The sequence below is a fragment of the Streptomyces sp. NBC_00299 genome (assembly GCF_036173045.1).
Lineage (GTDB): Bacteria > Actinomycetota > Actinomycetes > Streptomycetales > Streptomycetaceae > Streptomyces > Streptomyces machairae.
The window spans coordinates 6,635,910-6,654,373 of the sequence record NZ_CP108039.1; the positions used below are offsets into that span (position 1 = coordinate 6,635,910).

The 18,464-nt window shown below is 68.6% G+C and carries 17 protein-coding genes and 1 pseudogene; 11 read left to right on the forward strand and 7 right to left on the reverse strand.

Features of this window, described 5'->3' with window-relative positions:
• Positions 1-35: 35 nt before the first annotated feature.
• Both OHT51_RS43395 and OHT51_RS43400 read left to right on the forward strand, forming a co-directional pair.
• Positions 36-1,172, forward strand: a pseudogene (locus OHT51_RS43395) (MMPL family transporter); the annotation flags it as partial.
• 141 nt (positions 1,173-1,313) lie between these two features.
• Positions 1,314-2,291 carry an MMPL family transporter gene (locus tag OHT51_RS43400; RefSeq protein ID WP_443052737.1) on the forward strand — a complete coding sequence of 326 codons (978 nt, stop codon included), beginning with the start codon at positions 1,314-1,316 and terminating at the stop codon, positions 2,289-2,291.
• Here the strand turns inward: OHT51_RS43400 and OHT51_RS29525 are convergent.
• Both OHT51_RS29525 and OHT51_RS29530 read right to left on the reverse strand, forming a co-directional pair.
• Positions 2,263-3,078, reverse strand: coding sequence for a serine hydrolase domain-containing protein (locus OHT51_RS29525; RefSeq protein WP_328881947.1), 816 nt, complete (start codon positions 3,076-3,078; stop codon positions 2,263-2,265). The genes OHT51_RS43400 and OHT51_RS29525 overlap by 29 nt on opposite strands.
• Positions 3,079-3,097: 19 nt before the next feature.
• Complete coding sequence (locus OHT51_RS29530; RefSeq protein WP_328881948.1) at positions 3,098-3,568, reverse strand: GNAT family N-acetyltransferase; 471 nt, start codon at positions 3,566-3,568, stop codon at positions 3,098-3,100.
• A gap of 97 nt (positions 3,569-3,665) precedes the next feature.
• On the opposite strand from OHT51_RS29530, the gene OHT51_RS29535 reads away from it, so the two are divergent.
• Positions 3,666-4,169 (forward strand): MerR family transcriptional regulator, encoded by a 504-nt coding sequence (locus OHT51_RS29535; RefSeq protein ID WP_328881949.1) that lies wholly within the window; start codon positions 3,666-3,668, stop codon positions 4,167-4,169.
• Complete coding sequence (locus OHT51_RS29540) at positions 4,166-5,179, forward strand: aldo/keto reductase (RefSeq protein ID WP_328881950.1); 1,014 nt, start codon at positions 4,166-4,168, stop codon at positions 5,177-5,179. The genes OHT51_RS29535 and OHT51_RS29540 overlap by 4 nt, the downstream gene beginning before the upstream one ends.
• 114 nt (positions 5,180-5,293) lie before the next feature.
• Here OHT51_RS29540 and OHT51_RS29545 read toward each other — a convergent pair whose 3' ends face one another.
• From OHT51_RS29545 to OHT51_RS29555, 3 genes are all read right to left on the reverse strand, one after another.
• The gene (locus OHT51_RS29545) at positions 5,294-6,151 is read right to left on the reverse strand and encodes a DUF4429 domain-containing protein (protein ID WP_328881951.1); all 858 of its coding nucleotides are present in this window, start codon (positions 6,149-6,151) and stop codon (positions 5,294-5,296) included.
• 66 nt (positions 6,152-6,217) lie between these two features.
• Entirely contained in the window at positions 6,218-7,441 is a 1,224-nt protein-coding gene (locus OHT51_RS29550; protein ID WP_328881952.1) for an alpha/beta hydrolase, read from the reverse strand.
• Between the two features lie 93 nt (positions 7,442-7,534).
• On the reverse strand, positions 7,535-8,161 hold the full coding sequence (locus OHT51_RS29555; RefSeq protein ID WP_328881953.1) for a TetR family transcriptional regulator: 627 nt from the start codon (positions 8,159-8,161) through the stop codon (positions 7,535-7,537).
• A 66-nt stretch (positions 8,162-8,227) separates the two neighbouring features.
• On the opposite strand from OHT51_RS29555, the gene OHT51_RS29560 reads away from it, so the two are divergent.
• Both OHT51_RS29560 and OHT51_RS29565 read left to right on the forward strand, forming a co-directional pair.
• Positions 8,228-9,847, forward strand: coding sequence for an MFS transporter (locus OHT51_RS29560; RefSeq protein ID WP_328881954.1), 1,620 nt, complete (start codon positions 8,228-8,230; stop codon positions 9,845-9,847).
• 201 nt (positions 9,848-10,048) lie between these two features.
• A complete protein-coding gene (locus tag OHT51_RS29565; RefSeq protein ID WP_328881955.1) occupies positions 10,049-10,354 on the forward strand; it encodes a small hydrophobic protein in 306 nt (101 codons plus the stop codon).
• A 329-nt stretch (positions 10,355-10,683) separates the two neighbouring features.
• Here the strand turns inward: OHT51_RS29565 and OHT51_RS29570 are convergent, their stop codons facing one another.
• Together OHT51_RS29570 and aceE are read right to left on the reverse strand one after the other, a co-directional pair.
• A complete protein-coding gene (locus tag OHT51_RS29570) occupies positions 10,684-11,445 on the reverse strand; it encodes a potassium channel family protein (protein ID WP_328881956.1) in 762 nt (253 codons plus the stop codon).
• 83 nt (positions 11,446-11,528) lie between these two features.
• The gene (gene aceE, locus OHT51_RS29575) at positions 11,529-14,276 is read right to left on the reverse strand and encodes a pyruvate dehydrogenase (acetyl-transferring), homodimeric type (protein WP_328881957.1); all 2,748 of its coding nucleotides are present in this window, start codon (positions 14,274-14,276) and stop codon (positions 11,529-11,531) included.
• A gap of 354 nt (positions 14,277-14,630) precedes the next feature.
• Here aceE and OHT51_RS29580 point away from each other — a divergent pair, with 354 nt between their 5' ends.
• From OHT51_RS29580 to OHT51_RS29600, 5 genes are all read left to right on the forward strand, one after another.
• Positions 14,631-15,068: a DUF3052 domain-containing protein gene (locus OHT51_RS29580; RefSeq protein ID WP_328428043.1), complete on the forward strand. Its 438-nt coding sequence runs from the start codon at positions 14,631-14,633 to the stop codon at positions 15,066-15,068.
• A gap of 172 nt (positions 15,069-15,240) precedes the next feature.
• Positions 15,241-15,699 (forward strand): peroxiredoxin, encoded by a 459-nt coding sequence (locus OHT51_RS29585; protein WP_328881958.1) that lies wholly within the window; start codon positions 15,241-15,243, stop codon positions 15,697-15,699.
• A gap of 148 nt (positions 15,700-15,847) precedes the next feature.
• Positions 15,848-16,423, forward strand: coding sequence for a calcium homeostasis/redox stress adaptation protein (locus tag OHT51_RS29590; RefSeq protein ID WP_328881959.1), 576 nt, complete (start codon positions 15,848-15,850; stop codon positions 16,421-16,423).
• Between the two features lie 121 nt (positions 16,424-16,544).
• A complete protein-coding gene (locus tag OHT51_RS29595; RefSeq protein WP_328881960.1) occupies positions 16,545-17,120 on the forward strand; it encodes a TerD family protein in 576 nt (191 codons plus the stop codon).
• Positions 17,121-17,242: 122 nt separating this feature from the next.
• Positions 17,243-18,391: a DUF475 domain-containing protein gene (locus tag OHT51_RS29600; protein ID WP_328881961.1), complete on the forward strand. Its 1,149-nt coding sequence runs from the start codon at positions 17,243-17,245 to the stop codon at positions 18,389-18,391.
• Positions 18,392-18,464 lie beyond the last annotated feature (73 nt).

The following is an 18,464-nucleotide window of genomic DNA, read 5'->3' on the forward strand; positions in this document are numbered from 1 at the left end:
TCCGACACTCGCTCGGCAGAGAAGAGCCGGGGGCCATGGCAGAAGGCAGAGCAGCAGGGGGACAGGACAAGACCCGGACCGGGGGACTGCGACGGCTCGGTGAGTGGTGTGCCCACCACTTCGTGATCGTGATCGTCGCCTGGGTCGTGGCACTCGGCGTGCTCCAGGCTCTCAACCACATCCACGGCGGGGAGTACGAGAACAACTTCGCCTTGTCCGACGTGCAGTCCGAGGAGGGCCTGGACGTCCTCAAGGAGCACGATCCGCAGGCCGGCGGCTACAGCAGCCAGATCGTCATGCACGACGCGGACAAGTCCCTGACCTCGGTCAGCTCGCAGATGTCGACCGCCGTCGCCGACCTGGAGAAGCTGCCGAAGGTGCTGTCGGTGCAGAACCCGCTGGAGGCCACCTCCTCGAAGGTCGGGCCGCTGTCCTCGGACGGGCAGACCGGCTACATCACCATCCGCTTCAACGAACAGCCCTCCCTTCTCGGCGAGAGCTACCTGCACGGCGTCGACAACGCCGTGGAGCCGCTCAGAGAGGCCGGCGTCGACGTCGAGTACGGCGGATCGCTCGGCGAGCTGGCCCGTCCCGCCGGCAACGACCGGATCAGCGAGGCGATCGGGTTCGCCGTCGCCATCGTCGTCCTGCTGATCGGCTTCGGCAGTGTGCTCGCCGCCGGACTGCCCCTGGTCACCGCACTGATCGCGGTGGTCGGCGGCCTGGCCTGCCTCGGACTGCTGGCCCTCGCGTTCACCTTCGCCACGGTCTCGCCCACCCTGGCCACGATGATCGGCCTGGGTGTCGGCATCGACTACGCCCTCTTCCTGCTCACCCGGCACCGGCAGAACCTCATGGACGGCGCCGACCCGGTGCACGCCGCCGGCCACGCCGCCGCCACCTCCGGACGCGCGGTCCTGGTCTCCGGGACCACGGTGATCGTCGCCCTGATGGGCCTGTGGGTGTCCGGCGTGAGCTTCATCGGCCTGCTCGGCGTCGCCGCGGCCGTCACGGTCGTCTCCGCCGTCCTGGGCGCGCTGACCCTGGTCCCGGCCATGCTGGGGCTGCTCGGCCGCAAGATCGACCGCTGGCATGTGCGCAAGCCCATCGCCGAGACCGAGGCCGGCAGCGACACGTCCGAGGGCACCTGGCACCGCTACGCCAAGCGCGTCGAGCACCATCCGTGGCGGTACCTGTCCGCCGGCGTCGTCACCGTCGCGGTGCTGGCCATCCCCGTCTTCTCGATCCAGCTCGGCCACATCGGCGACGGCGCCGACCCCAAGTCCTTCACCGACCGGCGGGCCTTCGATCTGATGACCGACGCGTTCGGCGCCGGCTCCAACGGGCCGCTCACCGTCGTGGTCGACCAGACCTCCGTACCGGACTCGCAGCGCTCGGACCTGGCCTCGAAGACCCAGCAGGCCCTGAACGACGAGCCCGGGACCTCCTTCGTCAGCCCGCTGATGCCGACGCAGGACGGCGACGTCCTGGTCGGCACGGTCTACTCGTCGGTGTCCCCGCAGAACAAGGACACCACCAACCTCACGAACCGGCTCTACGACCACACCCTCCCCGACGCCGCCTCCGGCACCGACGCCAAGGGCTACGTCACCGGGACGACGGCCGTCCAGGTCGACTTCCGCGACATCGTCGCGCAGCGGCTGCCGGTGATCATCGCCGTCGTGGTCGGCCTCGCCTTCCTGATCGTCCTCGCGGTCTTCCGCGGCCTGCTCGTCGCCGTGAAAGCCGCCGTCCTCAACGTCCTGTCGATCGCGGCCTCGTACGGCGTCGTCGTCGCCGTGTTCCAGTGGGGCTGGGGCGGACCCGCACTGGGCGTCCACGGGAAGGTGCCCATCGAGAGCTATGTGCCGATGATGATGTTCGCCATCATCTTCGGGCTCAGCATGGACTACGAGATCTTCCTGCTGTCCCGGGTGCACGAGGCCTGGCTGCGCACCGGGAACGCCAAGGACTCGGTCGCCCACGCGCTGGAGATCACCGCACGCGTCATCACCTGCGCCGCGCTGATCATGGTGAGCGTCTTCGCGGCGTTCATCATCAGCGACAACATCGTGGTCAAGATGCTGGGCCTTGGCCTCGCCGTCAGTGTGCTCATCGACGCCACGGTGGTCCGGCTGCTCATGGTGCCCGCCGTGATGACGCTGCTGGGCCCGCACGCCTGGTGGACGCCCCACTGGCTGGACCGGCTGCTGCCGCACATCGACACCGAAGGGGAGGGCGAGGCCCTCGCGGCGGAGGGGACTACAGCTCGGCGAGAACCGAGTCCGTGAAGCCGGGCCAGACCTCGGCCGCCCACGGCCCGAACGCCCGGTCCGCCAGCGCGACACAGGCCGCCCCGGCGTCCGGGTCGATCCACAGGAACGTGCCCGACTGACCGAAGTGTCCGAAGGTGCGCGGCGAGGACGCCGAACCCGTCCAGTGCGGCGACTTGCCGTCCCGGATCTCGAAGCCGAGCCCCCAGTCGTTCGGGTTCTGGTGCCCGTACCCCGGCAGCACACCCTTCGTCCCCGGGTACTGCACGGTCATCGCCGCCGCCACCGTCCGCGGGTCCAGCAGCCGCGGCGCCTGCACCTCCGCCGCGAACCGCAGCAGATCCTCGACCGTCGACACCCCGTCCTTCGCCGGCGAGCCCTCCAGCGACGTGGCCGTCATGCCCAGCGGCTCCAGCACAGCCTGCCGCAGATACTCCCCGAACGGGATGTCCGTCGCCTTGGCCACATGGTCTCCGAGCTGCTCGAACCCGGCATTCGAGTACAGCCGCCGCTCCCCGGGCGGGGCCGTCACCCGGTGCTCGTCGAAGGCCAGCCCCGAGGTGTGCGCGAGCAGATGCCGCACCGTCGAGCCCTGCGGCCCGGCCGGTTCGTCGAGCTCGACGGCCCCTTCCTCGTACGCGACGAGGACCGCGTAGGCGGCCAGCGGCTTGGTGACCGAGGCCAGCGGGAAGCGGTGCGCGACGGGGCCGTGCGTACCCAGGACCGTGCCGTCCGCCCGTACGACACCCGCCGCGGCGGAGGGAACCGGCCAGTTATCGATCAGTGCGAGGCTGCTCAGCGACATGCCTGTGAGCCTAAGCCGCTCACAGGTAGAGCCGCATCGAGGGGTCCGAGTCCCGGGTGAAGCCGAGTGCCGTGTACATCGGCTCGGCGTCGGCGGACGCGGTGAGCATGACGTGACTGGCACCCCGCTCGCGGCACCAGTCCAGCAACCCCTCCATGCACGCGCGTGCGTACCCGCGGCGCCGGGCGTCCGGGTCGGTGGCGACGCTGAAGACGTACCCGATCATCCCGTGCGGGTGGCCGGCCCGGCCGATCCGGTACTCCAGCGTCCCCGCCAGCAGCGCGGCGAGAGTCCCCGGCCGCTCGGGGTGATCGACGACGAACGCCGCGAAGTCTCCCTGAGGCTCGGCGAGCCTGGCCCGCAGCGTCGGCAGCGCCTCCCCGTGCCACTGAGTCGCCCCGGCCGTCCGGGCCAGCGAGTCGATCATCACCTGACGCAGCCGCAGCACTTCGGCGGCGTCCTCGGGCAGGGCACGGCGTACGAGACTCATGCCTCGCACGCTAACCACGGTGATCACGCCATGTCCCGCGGTTTTCTTACCGTTTCCGCTTGCTTGGAGCGCACTCCAAGGCCATAGCGTGGAACGCATGACGGTGATGGAGACCACGAGCACCAGGACCGACAGTTGTGCCGCCCCGCCGCATCCGCACCGGCGGCCGGCGGGCCAGGACAGTTACACGATCAGCGAGGTCGTCGCCTTCACCGGCCTGACGGCCCACACCCTGCGCTGGTACGAGCGGATCGGCCTCATGCCGCACATCGACCGCTCGCACACGGGCCAGCGCCGCTACAGCAACCGTGACCTGGACTGGCTCGACCTCGTCGGCAAGCTGCGGCTGACCGGCATGCCGGTCGCCGACATGGTCCGGTACGCCGAGCTGGTGCGCGAGGGCGACCACACGTTCGGCGCGCGCTTCGAGCTGCTGGAGACCACCCGCCGCGACGTCCTCGCCCGGATCGCCGAGCTCCAGGACACGCTGGCCGTGCTCGACCGGAAGATCAGCTTCTACGCGGACGCGGGCCGTCTGTACGAGCAGGACAAGTACAAGCAGGACACGTACGAGCAGGAGAAGGCGGAGCAGGCCGGATGACGGACAGCAGGATCGCGACAGCACGACTCGGCGCGCAGGGCCCCGAGGTGGGGGTCCAGGGCCTCGGCTGCATGGGCATGAGCTTCGGGTACGGCCCCTCCGACGCGGGCGAGTCCAGGGCGACCCTGGAGCGGGCACTCGAACTGGGCGTCACGCTGTACGACACGGCGGACGCGTACGGCGCCGGCGAGAACGAGAGGTTTCTCGCCCCCTTCTTGAAGGCGCACCGCGACGAGGTCGTCATCGCCACCAAGTTCGGCCTGGCGATTCACCCCGACGACCCCACGAAGCGGATCATCCGCAACGACACGCCCTACATCCGCCAGTGCATCGAGGCGAGCCTCAAGCGCCTCGACGCCGAGGCGATCGACCTCTACTACATGCACCGCCGTGACGTGGACGTTCCTCTGGAGGAGACCGTCGCCGTCATGGCGGAACTGGTCCGCGAGGGCAAGGTCAAGCACCTGGGCCTGAGCGAGGTGACGGCGACGGAACTGCGCGCCGCCCACGCCGTCCACCCCATCGCGGCCGTGCAGTCGGAGTGGTCCCTGTTCAGCCGGGACATCGAGGCGAGCGTGGTCCCGGCAGCCCGCGACCTGGGCGTGACCCTGGTCCCGTACTCCCCGTTGGGCCGCGGCTTCCTCACCGGCGCGTTCGCCAAGGCCGAGGACCTGACGGCCGGTGACTTCCGCCGTCAACAGCCCCGCTACACCGGCGAGAACGCGGCGGCCAACGCCGCACTCCTGGACCCGATCCGCACGGTCGCCGAGGCCCACGGCGCCACCCTCGGCCAGATCGCGCTGGCCTGGGTGCAGCAACGAGCCTCGGTCCACGGCCTGCCGATCGTCCCGATCCCGGGCACACGCAAGCCGGCCAGGGTGGAGGAGAACGCGGCGGCGACGAGGATCGTGCTGGGCGAGGAGGACCTGGCCCTGCTGGAGCCGATCGCGGCGAAGGTCTCCGGCAACCGCTACACGGACATGTCCTTCACGTCCGCGGGCAGGGAGTAGGAGCGTTCTTCGCGGGCGCCGGCGGCTGCAGGCCACCCAGGGGCGCGGGGAACTGCGCGACCAGCCATATACGACCCGCAGCCGACAACGAACCACTCAGGCAGACGCGTAGTCCTACAACTCCGCCAACAACTCCGCCTTCTTGGACGAGAACTCCTCATCCGTCACCAACCCGGCCTGATGCAACTCCCCGAGGTGACGAATCCGCTCGGCGATGTCGGCAGGATCCCGGCGCGGCACAGCCGCGGCCGGGACAGCCGCATCCCCCGCGGAGCGATCCCGCACCGCGGACAACACCGCCGCAGCGAACGGCAACGACTCATGCACCGGCCCGTACCCCAGCCCGAACACCACAGCCGCCGGATCATGATCGACCTGCGCGGGCTGGTCGTCCACGGAGTCCCGCCGCAGCAACCGCAGATGCCCCTCGAAGACTTCCGGTGACCGCCACTCGACCCCGCTCAACTCGGCGACGGCAAAGCTCTGATCCCCCGCCTTCCACTTCGCCGACGAGGCCCCGGTCCAGAACCACCTGAAGCGCACGTTCTCGCCGTCGAAGGACGCCTTCCCGTCGTACGCCTTGAACGACAACGGCACCTCCGGCGCGCCCACGAGGAACTCGTCCGCCGCGCCCGACTTCGTCAGCTGCGCACGCAACTCGTCGGCGTAGTACTCGGCCAGCGTCTCCCGCTCGGCAGGCAGCACCAGCCGATACGGATCGCCGCCCTCCTTCAGCTGCCCGGCGGCCGCCTCCATCAACGGATCGGCACCGGGCCGCAGTTCGACGCGCAGCACGACCGTCCCGCGCCTGCCCGGAGTCAGCGTCACCCCGGCGATCGCCTCCAGCGGCACCCGGCGTTCCCCAAGCGCCTGAAACAGCTTGGGTGTTCGAATCCCTCGTTCGTAACGGATGAGCACGGAGTCGGACTCGAACTCCCAGGCGGCATGAAATCCGGCCAGTACGTCACCCATGCGGCTCATCGTATGCGGCACGTGCTCCTCCGTCGCCACCCCGCGCAGACCGCAATTCCTGTGCTTCTACGCGCGTCCGGCCGACGCCGTGTCGGACAAACCCACCCGACAGGCCTCGGCATCGTCCGCGCACTGCACGGAGTGGTATGCGCCAACTCCGATCTCGGCGAAGTTCGCCACACTGTCCGTACCCGGCTCGAAATAGCCGCCGTGTCCCTTCGCCTCGCGCGCCGACAGCACGCGCGCCCCGAACGCCGAAGACACCGGGTCCTCGCCGTGCCCCAGCCCGCCGACCTCGAGATACGGCACGTCCTGGACCCAGTCGTCCGCGTCCCGCATCGCCCACACATGCGCGGACGTGCGCAGGTGGGATGCCTTCGCGACCCGCATGCCGGGGCTGCCGGCCACCGCTATGTCGGCCACGCGGTCCGGCAGCTCGGGCGCGGCGAGGCCGCACAGCACCGAGCCGTAGCTGTGGCAGAAGAGGGAGACAGGCGAGCTGCCGGGCAGGCCGCGCACCAGCGCGTTCAGACGTACGGCCCCGCTCTGCGCCCGCATCGCGGTCGCCGACTCGATGCCGAGTCCGCCGGGGGAGGTGTAGTCGGCCCAGGCGATCACGGCCGTGCGTGTCGCGGGGCTGATCTCGCGCTCGGTCGCGTACAGGGACTGCGCCATGCCGACCGGTGCGGAGTACTTGCGGCTGGCGTTGGTGCGCTGGAAGGTGAGCACGTCGGTGTCGACGCCGGGGACGACCACCGAGATCCGCTCGGCCCGGTTCAGATCGCCGAACACCTCCGCGGCGCGTCCCGCGCCGTCCGGGTCGAAGGCGAGGATGTGCCGGTCCGGCTCCATCATCGCTTCGAAGCGGTGCATACGCTGCCCCGCCTCGCGCTGACCGGAGGGCGTGAGCCGTTCGTCGTGCATGCGTTTGCGCTCGACCTTGCGGGCCTGGTCGAGCGCGACGCGGTTGGCGTTGTAACGCAGCTCGACCGGCGCGCCGTTCATGTTGCCGACCGCGAGCGGATAGCGCTGCACGAGGCCGGCGCGCTGCGCATCGGTGAGCGAGGCGAAGAACCGGGCGAGCTTCGTGGGGGAGGAGCCGACGTCCGGCAGGGCGCGTCCGGCGATGCTGCCGTGCTCCCAGGCGCTGACCGAGGCCTGCAGCGGTGCGGCGCTCCGGTGGTGGCGCAGAGCGGTCCAGCCGGTGGTCGCCAGCATCACGAACACCACGGCCAGTGCGAGCAGAGCGCGCCAGACGTTCAGTTGCGGGGACGTGTCGAAGGAAGTCACTGGGAGGACACACTAGGAGAACGAGAGGGTCTCGCGTTAACCAAGTGATGGGTATCACGTTTCGATCAAGGTGCGGTAAACGGGCCGATGACCTCAGCGTGTTCGCCAGCTCTCACTGAGTGCCGGGCCCACCTGTTCGAGATGTGAGACGGTCAGTGCCCGCATGGCGTCCAGGCTGACGTCCTCCCCGGTGCTCCACTGACGCTCCGTCAGCCGCATCACGCCGCCGAACACGGCCACTGCCAGCCGCGGTCGCGGATCGGTGTCGAGGTCGACCCCCTCGCGCTCGGCGAGGATGCGCGCGATCGCCTCCTCGATCTCCGCCGAGCGGCGCAGATGTGCAGCGAGCAGGACGGGCGTCGACTCGATCACCTGGTACATCCGCAGATACAGCTCGACGGGTGCGACGGCCTCGATCGCCTCGTTGAGCGTGTCCCAGCCCTCCAGCACGGCCTGGCGCAGTGCCTGCATGGGGGCCTCGTGCGGCGGGCGCTCGCGCACCGCCTCCAGGAAGTGCGCCACCGTCATGTCCTGGAGGGCGAGGGCGGCCTCCTCCTTGCCGGCGAAGTAGCGGAAGAACGTGCGCTGTGACACATCGACGGCCGCCGCGATGTCGTCGACGGTGGTGTGCTCGTAACCCTGGGTGGTGAAGAGCTCCAGCGCGGTACGCAGCAGTGCTTCCCGGGTGCGCTGCTTCTTGCGTTCGCGCAGTGTTTCCATACGTGTCAGTAACCGACTTGTGAATTGGTTTGTCAATTGTCAGTGGCTGTCATTAGCCTCGAACGTATGACTAGTCAGACCACCATCAAAACGACGGGGCCGGGGGACCAGGCGCCAGTAGCCCCGTCGGATGCGACGCCGGCCAAGGGGCTGCGAGGCCACCCCTGGTTCACTCTCATCACCGTCGCGGTCGGGGTCATGATGGTGGCCCTCGACGGCACCATCGTGGCCATCGCCAACCCGGCCATCCAGAAGGACCTCGGCGCCACCTTCGCCCAGGTCCAGTGGATCACCAACGGTTACTTCCTCGCCCTCGCGGTCGCCCTGATCACCGCAGGCAAGCTCGGTGACCGGTTCGGGCACCGCCAGACCTTCCTGATCGGTGTGATCGGCTTCGCCGCCGCCTCCGGTGCGATCGGCCTGTCCAGCAGCATCGCGGCGGTCGTCACCTTCCGTGTCTTCCAGGGCCTGTTCGGCGCGCTGCTGATGCCGGCCGCGCTCGGCCTGCTGCGGGCCACCTTCCCGGCCGAGAAGCTCAACATGGCCATCGGCATCTGGGGCATGGTCATCGGCGCCTCCACCGCCGGCGGCCCGATCCTCGGCGGTGTCCTCGTCGAGCACGTCAACTGGCAGTCGGTGTTCTTCATCAACGTGCCGGTCGGCATCCTCGCCGTCGTCCTGGGCGTCGTGATCCTCCTGGACCACCGTGCGGAGAAGGCGCCGCGCTCCTTCGACATCCTCGGCATAGCCCTGCTCTCGGCGGCGATGTTCTCCCTGGTCTGGGCCCTGATCAAGGCCCCGGAGTGGGGCTGGGGCGCCGGCCAGACGTGGCTGTTCATCGCCGGGTCGGTGGTGGGCTTCGCGCTCTTCGCGTTCTGGGAGACGCGGGTCAAGGAACCCCTCATCCCGCTGGCCCTCTTCCGCTCGGTCCCGCTGTCCGCGGGTGTCGTGCTGATGGTCCTGATGGCCATCGCGTTCATGGGCGGCCTGTTCTTCGTGACGTTCTACCTCCAGAACGTCCACGGCATGAGCCCGATCGACGCCGGTCTGCACCTGCTGCCGCTCACCGGAATGATGATCGTCGGCTCGCCGCTCGCGGGCGCGATGATCACCAAGTTCGGTCCGCGTGTCCCGCTGGCGGGCGGCATGGCGCTCACCGCGATCGCCATGTACGGCATGTCCACGCTTCAGACGGACACCGGCAGCGGCATCATGTCGGTCTGGTTCGCCCTGCTCGGCCTCGGCCTCGCGCCGGTCATGGTCGGCGCCACGGAGGTCATCGTCGGCAACGCGCCCATGGAGCTGTCCGGTGTCGCCGGCGGTCTCCAGCAGGCCGCGATGCAGATCGGCGGCAGCCTCGGTACGGCCGTCCTGGGCGCCGTCATGGCCTCCAAGGTCGACAGCGACCTCGCCGGCAACTGGACGTCCGCGGGCCTGCCGCCGCTCACCACCGCGCAGGAGGCCCAGGCCTCCGAGGCGGTCCAGGTCGGCGTGGCGCCGCTGGCTCCCGGTACGCCGGACGCCATCGCCGCGAAGATCACTGACGTCGCGCACGACACGTTCATCTCGGGCATGAGCCTGGCGTCCCTGGTCGCCGCCGGTGTGGCGGTCGTCGCGGTCTTCGTGGCGTTCCTCACCAAGCGGGGCGAGAACGCGGAAGCGGGTGCGGGCGCGGCCCACATCTGACGGGATTCCACCGGAGTTCGCCTATCAGAGTGACTCCGCCGAAGATCCCTCCCCTCCGGCAAGCGTGCAGGTCACAGTGGGTCAAGCCAGGGCCTGTGGCGCGCTGCCGGAGGGGGTCGGCGCGCCACAGGCCGGACGCGCAGGCATGAGCCGCGCACCGTGGGTACTCGCCAAGTCGAACGCCGAACCAGGGAGTTGACGATGGCGGGCTTCTCGCACGGAACGCGCAGGCACCCCCGCTCACGTGGCCGGACGTGGTCACGGACCGGGCCGGATAGCGCGACTCTGGGGATCGTCGGAACCATCTGCGCGGTCGCCGGTTTCTTCGTACTGGGCCTCATCCTCGGCCCGGCAGCAATCATCTGCGGCTGGCTGGCCATGGGCCGAACCTGGTCAGGAGCCCGCCCCGTCCCCGCCCTGGTCGCAGTGGTCCTGGGCGCCATCGACACCCTGCTGGCCATCCTGTGGCTGGCGGGAACGGCGACACCGGGCTACGGCTTCTTCTGACACAGCCGCGGGCGAAGGCGCCTGGGCCGGCGCGCCGCCGGCGCGGATTGGCCGGGGCGTCGCGCCCAGCGTGCCGACGCGGCCGGGGGTGTCTGGGCCCACCCAGCTGCGGGCAACCGTTGTGCCGGTGCGGCTGTGCCCCCGGCTGCGGATGTGGCTGCGTCTCCAGTGCCCATGCGGCCGCGGGCGCCGTGTCCACCTGGCTGCAGGCAACCGTGCCCGAGTGCCAGCGCCCCCGTGCTGCGGGCAGTCGTGCCGGTGGGGCGGCACGGGCGGGTGCAGCGGCACCCCGCGGGCGCGGGCGAGCGTGCCCCAACCCCGGGTCACAGTCAACGAGGCTGCTCCTCCGCAACCTGCCCCGGCACAGTCGCCCCCGACAGCAGCGCGACCTCCGCCCGGAGCGCCCGAACCTCCTCCGTCAGTACCTGTATCGCCTCCGTCTGCCGTCGTTCCTCCACGTCGTCCTTCTCGAACCGCGCTATGAACCATGCGGCGATGTTGGCCGTCACGACACCCAGCAGGGCGATTCCGGACAGCATCAGCCCCACCGCGAGCATCCGTCCCACCCCGGTGGTCGGCGCATGATCCCCGTACCCGACCGTCGTCATGGTGGTGAACGACCACCACACGGCGTCACCCAGCGTCTTGATGTTCCCGTTCGGCGAGTCCCGCTCCACGGACAGCACCGCCAGTGACCCGAACATCAGCAGCCCGACCACCGCCCCGGCGACATACGTGGTCAGCCGTATCTGCGAAGCCATCCGCGCCCGCTGCCCCACCAGCAGCAGCGTCGACACGAGCCGCAGCAAGCGAAGCGGCTGTATCACCGGCAGCAGCACCGCGCCCAGGTCCAGCCAGTGCGACCGCACGAACTCCCCGCGCCGCTCGGCGAGTCCGAGCCGGACCACGTAGTCCAACGCGAACGCACCCCACACCACCCACTCCACCGCGAGGCACACGTCCACCACGTCCCGGCCCGCGTCGGGCGAGACGATCGGCACGGCATAGGCCACGGCAAAGGCCAGGGCGAGGGCGAAAAGGGGTCGCTGGGTGAACCGTTCCCAACGGACTTGCGCGAGCGGTCGCTTCATGGCCGCATCGTAGGAAATGTGAAGGGGTGGGGTGCCCGCGGGTCACCCACGGGCACACCACCCCATCGAGCAGTTGACGGACGCTACGCGTCGCCGCCCGCGGCCCCCGGGTCCGCCGCCGACGCATCGAGCAGCTGGTAGCGGTCGATCGCCTGCTTCAGCACCGACCGGTCCACCTTCCCCTCCTTGGCCAGCTCGGTGAGCACCCCCACCACGATCGACTGCGCGTCGATGTGGAAGAAGCGCCGCGCCGCACCGCGGGTGTCCGCGAAGCCGAACCCGTCCGCACCCAGCGACTGGTACGTCCCCGGCACCCACCGCGCGATCTGGTCCGGCACCGACCGCATCCAGTCGGAAACAGCCACGAACGGCCCCTCGGCGCCGCTCAGTTTCCGCGTCACCCACGGCACCCGCTGCTCCTCCTCCGGGTGCAGCAGGTTGTGCTCCTCGCATGCCACGGCCTCGCGCCGCAGCTCGTTCCACGACGTCGCAGACCAGACGTCCGCCTTGACGTCCCACTCCTCGGCGAGGAGCTTCTGCGCCTCGACGGCCCAGGGAACCGCCACACCGGACGCCAAGATCTGCGCCGGAATCGACCCCGAAGCGCCCTCGCTGATCCGGTGGACGCCCTTGAGGATGCCCTCGACGTCCACGTCCTGCGGCTCGGCCGGGTGCTGGATCGGCTCGTTGTAGACGGTGAGGTAGTAGAAGACGTCCTCGCCGTGGGGGTGTTCGGCGTCCCCGCCGTACATCCGCCGCAGACCGTCCTGCACGATGTGCGCGATCTCGTACGAGTACGCCGGGTCGTACGCGACACAGCCCGGGTTCGTCGAGGCGAGCAGCTGCGAGTGGCCGTCGGCGTGCTGGAGACCCTCACCGGTCAGGGTGGTACGACCGGCGGTCGCGCCCAGCACGAAACCGCGCGCCAGCTGGTCGGCCATCTGCCAGAACTGGTCGCCGGTGCGCTGGAATCCGAACATCGAGTAGAAGACGTACACCGGGATCAGCGGCTCGCCGTGCGTGGCGTACGCCGAACCCGCCGCGATCAGCGAGGCCGTGCAGCCCGCCTCCGAGATGCCGTCGTGCAGCATCTGGCCCTGCGGCGACTCCTTGTAGGCGAGCAGCAGCTCTCGGTCGACCGACTCGTACTGCTGGCCGAGCGGGTTGTAGATCTTCGCGCTCGGGAAGAACGAGTCCATGCCGAACGTGCGGTACTCGTCCGGCGCGATCAGCACGAACCGCCGGCCGATCTCCTTGTCCCGCATGAGGTCCTTGAGGAGCCGGACGAAGGCCATGGTCGTCGCGATGGACTGGTGCCCCGAGCCCTTCTTCACGGTCGCGTACGTCTTGTCGTCCGGCAGCGCCAGCGGCTTGGAGCGCACGACACGCGTCGGGACGTACCCGCCGAGCCCCTTGCGGCGGTCGTGCATGTACTGGATCTCCTCGGAGTCCCGCCCCGGGTGGTAGTACGGCGGGAGCCCGCTCTCCAGGTCCTTGTCGGCGATCGGCAGGTGCAGCCGGTCGCGGAAGCGCTTGAGGTCGTCGACCGTCAGCTTCTTCATCTGGTGCGTGGCGTTGCGGCCCTCGAAGTTCGGACCGAGGGTCCAGCCCTTGACCGTCTTGGCCAGGATCACCGTCGGCTGGCCCTTGTGCGCCTTGGCCGCCGAGAACGCCGCGAAGATCTTCTTGTGGTCGTGACCGCCGCGGCCCAGGTGCAGGATCTGGTCGTCGGTCATGCCCTCGACCATGGTGCGCAGCCGCTGGTCGTCGCCGAAGAAGTGGTCGCGGATGTAGCCGCCGGTCTCGGTGGCGTACGTCTGGAACTGGCCGTCCGGCGTGGTGTTCATCCGGTTGACCAGGAGGCCGTCGCGGTCCTGCGCGAGCAGCGGGTCCCAGGTGCGGTCCCAGATCAGCTTGATGACGTTCCAGCCGGCGCCCCGGAAGATCGACTCCAGCTCCTGGATGACCTTGCCGTTGCCCCGCACCGGCCCGTCGAGGCGCTGGAGGTTGCAGTTGACCACGAAGGTGAGGTTGTCCAGGCCCTCGCGCGCGGCGATGGACAGCTGGCCGAGCGACTCCGGCTCGTCCATCTCGCCGTCGCCCAGGAACGCCCACACCTGCGACTTGGAGGTGTCCGCGATGCCGCGCGCCTCCATGTACCGGTTCATCCGCGCCTGGTAGATCGCGCCGATCGGGCCGAGGCCCATCGACACGGTCGGGAACTCCCAGAAGTCCGGCATCGACCGCGGGTGCGGGTAGCTGGACAGGCCGTGCCGTGCCTTCGACTTCTCCTGTCGGAAGGCGTCGAGGTTCTGCTCGCTGAGTCGGTCCAGCAGGAACGCGCGCGCATAGATGCCGGGGGAGGCGTGGCCCTGGAAGAAGACCTGGTCGCCGCCGTCGCCCTCGTCCTTGCCGCGGAAGAAGTGGTTGAAGCCCACGTCGTAGAGGGAGGCCGAGGAGGCGAACGTGGCGATGTGGCCGCCGACGCCGATGCCGGGGCGCTGGGCCCTGGACACCATGACCGCGGCGTTCCACCGGGTCGCGTTCAGGATCTTGCGCTCGATCTCCTCGTTGCCCGGGAAGAACGGCTCGTCCTTGGTGGCGATCGTGTTGACGTAGTCCGTGCTGCGCATCTCGGGCACGGCCACGCGCTTCTCGCGGGCCCGCTCGATCAGCCGCAGCATCAGATAGCGGGCCCGCTCCCGGCCGCGCTCGTCCACGGCGGCGTCGAGGGAGTCGAGCCACTCCTGGGTTTCCTCGGGGTCGAAGTCAGGAACCTGACTCGGAAGGCCGCCAATGATGATCGGGTTGCGATCTGATCCGGAAGCCACGCTGTTCCTTACCTGTCAGAGGGCCGTGTTTCTGAGGGTCTGCACCGCTCCCCATCGTGTACCTCGGCGCGCCAAACGTCATCTCTACTGTGAGGTAACCCGGGGTCTGGTGAACGGCGGAGTGACCATGGATGGTTCCCAAACGCACAAAGGGGGCAGATTGGTGTGGCGGGCGTCACCTTGAGACGATGGTGGCGTGCCTGGAGTTGCGGTGACACGTTCAGGAACGTCACCGTTTCGGCGGTCTGAACGGCCGGGTACTTGCGCGATCCGCCCCGCCCGTGTGGACTACGGCCAATGCTTCGCGCACGCGCGTGGCTGAGTTATTCCCAAGACATGATCAGGAGGCAACCCGTGAGCGCGACCGCGGACCACGCGGAGGAGCGGACGAACCCTGCCGTCAGGCTGGGGTTCCAGCCCGAGCAGGTGGTCCAGGAGATCGGCTACGACGAGGACGTAGACCAGGAACTCCGCGAGTCCATTGAGGAAGTCGTCGGCAGCGAGCTCGTGGACGAGGACTACGACGACGTAGCCGATGCCGTGGTGCTGTGGTTCCGCGACGAGGACGGCGACCTGACGGATGCGCTGGTGGACGCCACCACGTACATCGAAGAAGGCGGCTCGATCCTGCTCCTCACGCCCAAGACCGGCCGTGATGGCTACGTGGAGCCCAGCGACATCTCTGAAGCGTCGACCACAGCGGGTCTGTCGGCGTCCAAGAGCGTCAGCGTCGGCAAGGACTGGAGTGGCAGCCGGCTGGTGACGCCCAAGGCCGCGAAGTCCAAGAAGTAGTCGAATCGAAGTGACCCACGGCTGAGAGGCTCCGTAGGTGCCGGAGCGGCCGTACGGGCCCACCTTGCCGGGCTGGACTGCGAAGTCCAGCCCGGCTCATGCGTGTGCCCCGGAGATCGCTGCGTAGGGTGGATGCCACCCGAACAGCCTCACCGAAGGGACATTCACGACGATGGCGATCCAGGTCGGCGACAAGGCCCCCGACTTCGAGCTCAAGGACAACCACGGTGCGACCGTGAAGCTCTCCGACTTCCGCGGTTCAAAGAACGTCGTCCTGCTCTTCTACCCCTTCGCCTTCACCGGCGTGTGCACCGGTGAGCTGTGCGAGGTGCGTGACAACCTGCCGCAGTTCTCCGACCGCGACACGCAGGTCCTCGCCGTCTCCAACGACTCCATCCACACCCTGCGCGTCTTCGCCGAGCAGGAGGGCCTGGAGTACCCGCTGCTCAGCGACTTCTGGCCGCACGGCGAGGTCAGCCGTGCCTACGGCGTCTTCGCCGAGGACAAGGGCTGCGCGGTGCGCGGCACCTTCGTCATCGACAAGGAGGGCGTGCTCCGCTGGACCGTCGTCAACGCCCTGCCGGACGCGCGCGACCTGAGCGAGTACGTCAAGGCGCTCGACACCCTCTGATCCCGTCCGGTCCCTCTGGTGACCGACACCCGTGATTCTTCGGTACCAAGGCATGCAAGCCACGGGAACCCGTTACTAGGATCGACTCGTTGATCCGATATCAAACGCACGGCGGGGCTCCCCGCCCCTGGAAACCAATGGAGGACTCGTGGGAGTCAGCCTCAGCAAGGGCGGCAACGTATCACTGAGCAAGGAGGCCCCGGGCCTCACTGCGGTCATCGTCGGTCTGGGGTGGGACATCCGCACCACGACCGGCACCGACTTCGACCTCGACGCCAGCGCGCTGCTGACGAACGCGGAGGGCAAGGTCGCCAGCGACGCGAACTTCGTGTTCTTCAACAACCTGAAGAGCGCCGACGGCTCGGTCGAGCACACCGGTGACAACCTCACCGGTGAGGGCGAGGGCGACGACGAGCAGATCAAGATCAACCTCGCCGGCGTCCCGGCGGACGTCGAGAAGATCGTCTTCCCGGTGTCGATCTACGACGCCGAGAACCGCCAGCAGTCCTTCGGTCAGGTGCGCAACGCGTTCATCCGCGTCGTGAACCAGGCCGGCGGCGCCGAGATCGCGCGCTACGACCTCTCGGAGGACGCGTCCACCGAGACCGCGATGGTCTTCGGCGAGCTGTACCGGCACGGTGCGGAGTGGAAGTTCCGCGCCATCGGTCAGGGCTACGCGTCGGGTCTGCGCGGCATCGCGCAGGACTTCGGTGTGAACGTCTGAGTTCGACATCGGGGGTGACCGTTCAGGACACCACTGGCTGAGTCCGGCGTCGCATCCGTTTGGGTGCGGCGCCGGATGCGCAGGACAACCAAACAAGCATCACGCGGGGAGGACCAGCATCATGGGCGTCACGCTCGCCAAGGGAGGAAACGTCTCCCTGTCCAAGGCCGCACCCAATCTCACCCAGGTGATGATCGGGCTCGGCTGGGACGCGCGCTCCACCACCGGAGCCCCCTTCGACCTCGACGCCAGCGCACTGGTGTGCAGCAGCGGCCGGGTCCTGGGCGATGAGTGGTTCGTCTTCTACAACCAGCTCAAGAGCCCGGACGGCTCGGTGGAACACACCGGGGACAACCTCACCGGCGAGGGTGACGGCGACGACGAGTCGCTCCTGATCGACCTCTCCAAGGTGCCGGCCCAGTGCGACAAGATCGTCTTTCCCGTCTCGATCCATATGGCAGACGAGCGCGGCCAGACCTTCGGTCAGGTCAGCAACGCCTTCATCCGCGTGGTGAACCAGGCCGACGGCGAGGAACTCGCCCGTTACGACCTGAGCGAGGACGCCTCCACCGAGACCGCCATGATCTTCGGCGAGGTCTACCGCTACCAGGGAGAGTGGAAGTTCCGAGCGGTGGGACAGGGGTACGCGTCCGGACTCCGGGGCATCGCACTCGACTTCGGGGTCAACGTCTCATAACGCGTTATGAGCAAAAGCCGGGCCCCGGTGGGGTACGAAGGGTGGCCGACTAGACTTCGGTTCAAAGTTTCGTAAAGCCGGGTGCGCGGGGCAGACCCGTACACACAGGGATTGGGTAGCCAGTGGTTCTGAAAACCTTCGGCTGGTCGTTCGCGGTCACCGCGCTCGGCCTCGTTGCAGCGGTCCTCTTCGGGGGGTGGACCGCCCTCGGCATCGTGGCGATCCTCTCCGTCCTCGAGATCTCGCTGTCGTTCGACAACGCGGTGGTCAACGCCGGAATTCTGAAGAAGATGAACGCCTTCTGGCAGAAGATCTTCCTCACCATCGGCATCCTGATCGCCGTCTTCGGTATGCGACTGGTCTTCCCCGTCGTGATCGTCGCGATCAGTGCATCGCTCGGCCCGATCGAGGCGGTCGACCTCGCGCTCAGCGACAAGGACCGCTACCAGGAGCTCGTCACCGACGCGCACCCGGCGATCGCCGCCTTCGGTGGCATGTTCCTGCTGATGATCTTCCTGGACTTCATCTTCGAGGACCGGGACATCAAGTGGCTCGGCTGGCTGGAGCGCCCGCTCGCCAAGCTCGGCAAGGTCGACATGCTGTCGGTCTGCATCGCGCTGATCGTCCTGCTGATCTCCGCGCTGACCTTCGCGGCCAACGCCCACCAGCACGGCGGCGCGCATGTCGACAAGGCGGAGACGGTCCTGCTCTCCGGCATCGGCGGCCTGATCACCTACATGATCGTGGGCGGTCTCTCCGGCTTCTTCGAGGACAAGCTCGAAGAGGAGGAGGAACGCGAGCATGAGGCGGAGGAGGAAGCCGAGCGCAGCGGCAAGCCCCGCTCCGCGGTCGCCCTGGCCGGCAAGGCCGCCTTCTTCATGTTCCTGTACCTCGAGGTCCTGGACGCGTCCTTCTCCTTCGACGGCGTGATCGGCGCCTTCGCCATCACCAACGACATCGTCCTGATGGCGCTGGGCCTCGGCATCGGCGCGATGTACGTCCGGTCGCTCACCGTCTACCTGGTCCGCCAGGGAACCCTCGACGACTACGTCTACCTGGAGCACGGCGCGCACTACGCCATCGGCGCGCTCGCCATGATCCTGCTGGTCACCATCCAGTACGAGATCAACGAGATCATCACCGGCCTGATCGGCGTCGTCCTCATCGGCGCCTCCTTCTGGTCCTCGGTGCGCCGCAACCGCGCGCTGGCGGCAGCGGAGGGAAAAGCGGAGGGCTCGGACGAGAAGACTGAGGTCTCGTCCGGGGTGTGACACCCCTGCGGTTGAGGAACGCTCTCGACGGGGCGGCCGGACGTCCGGCCGCCCCGCCGGTTTTTCCAAGTGA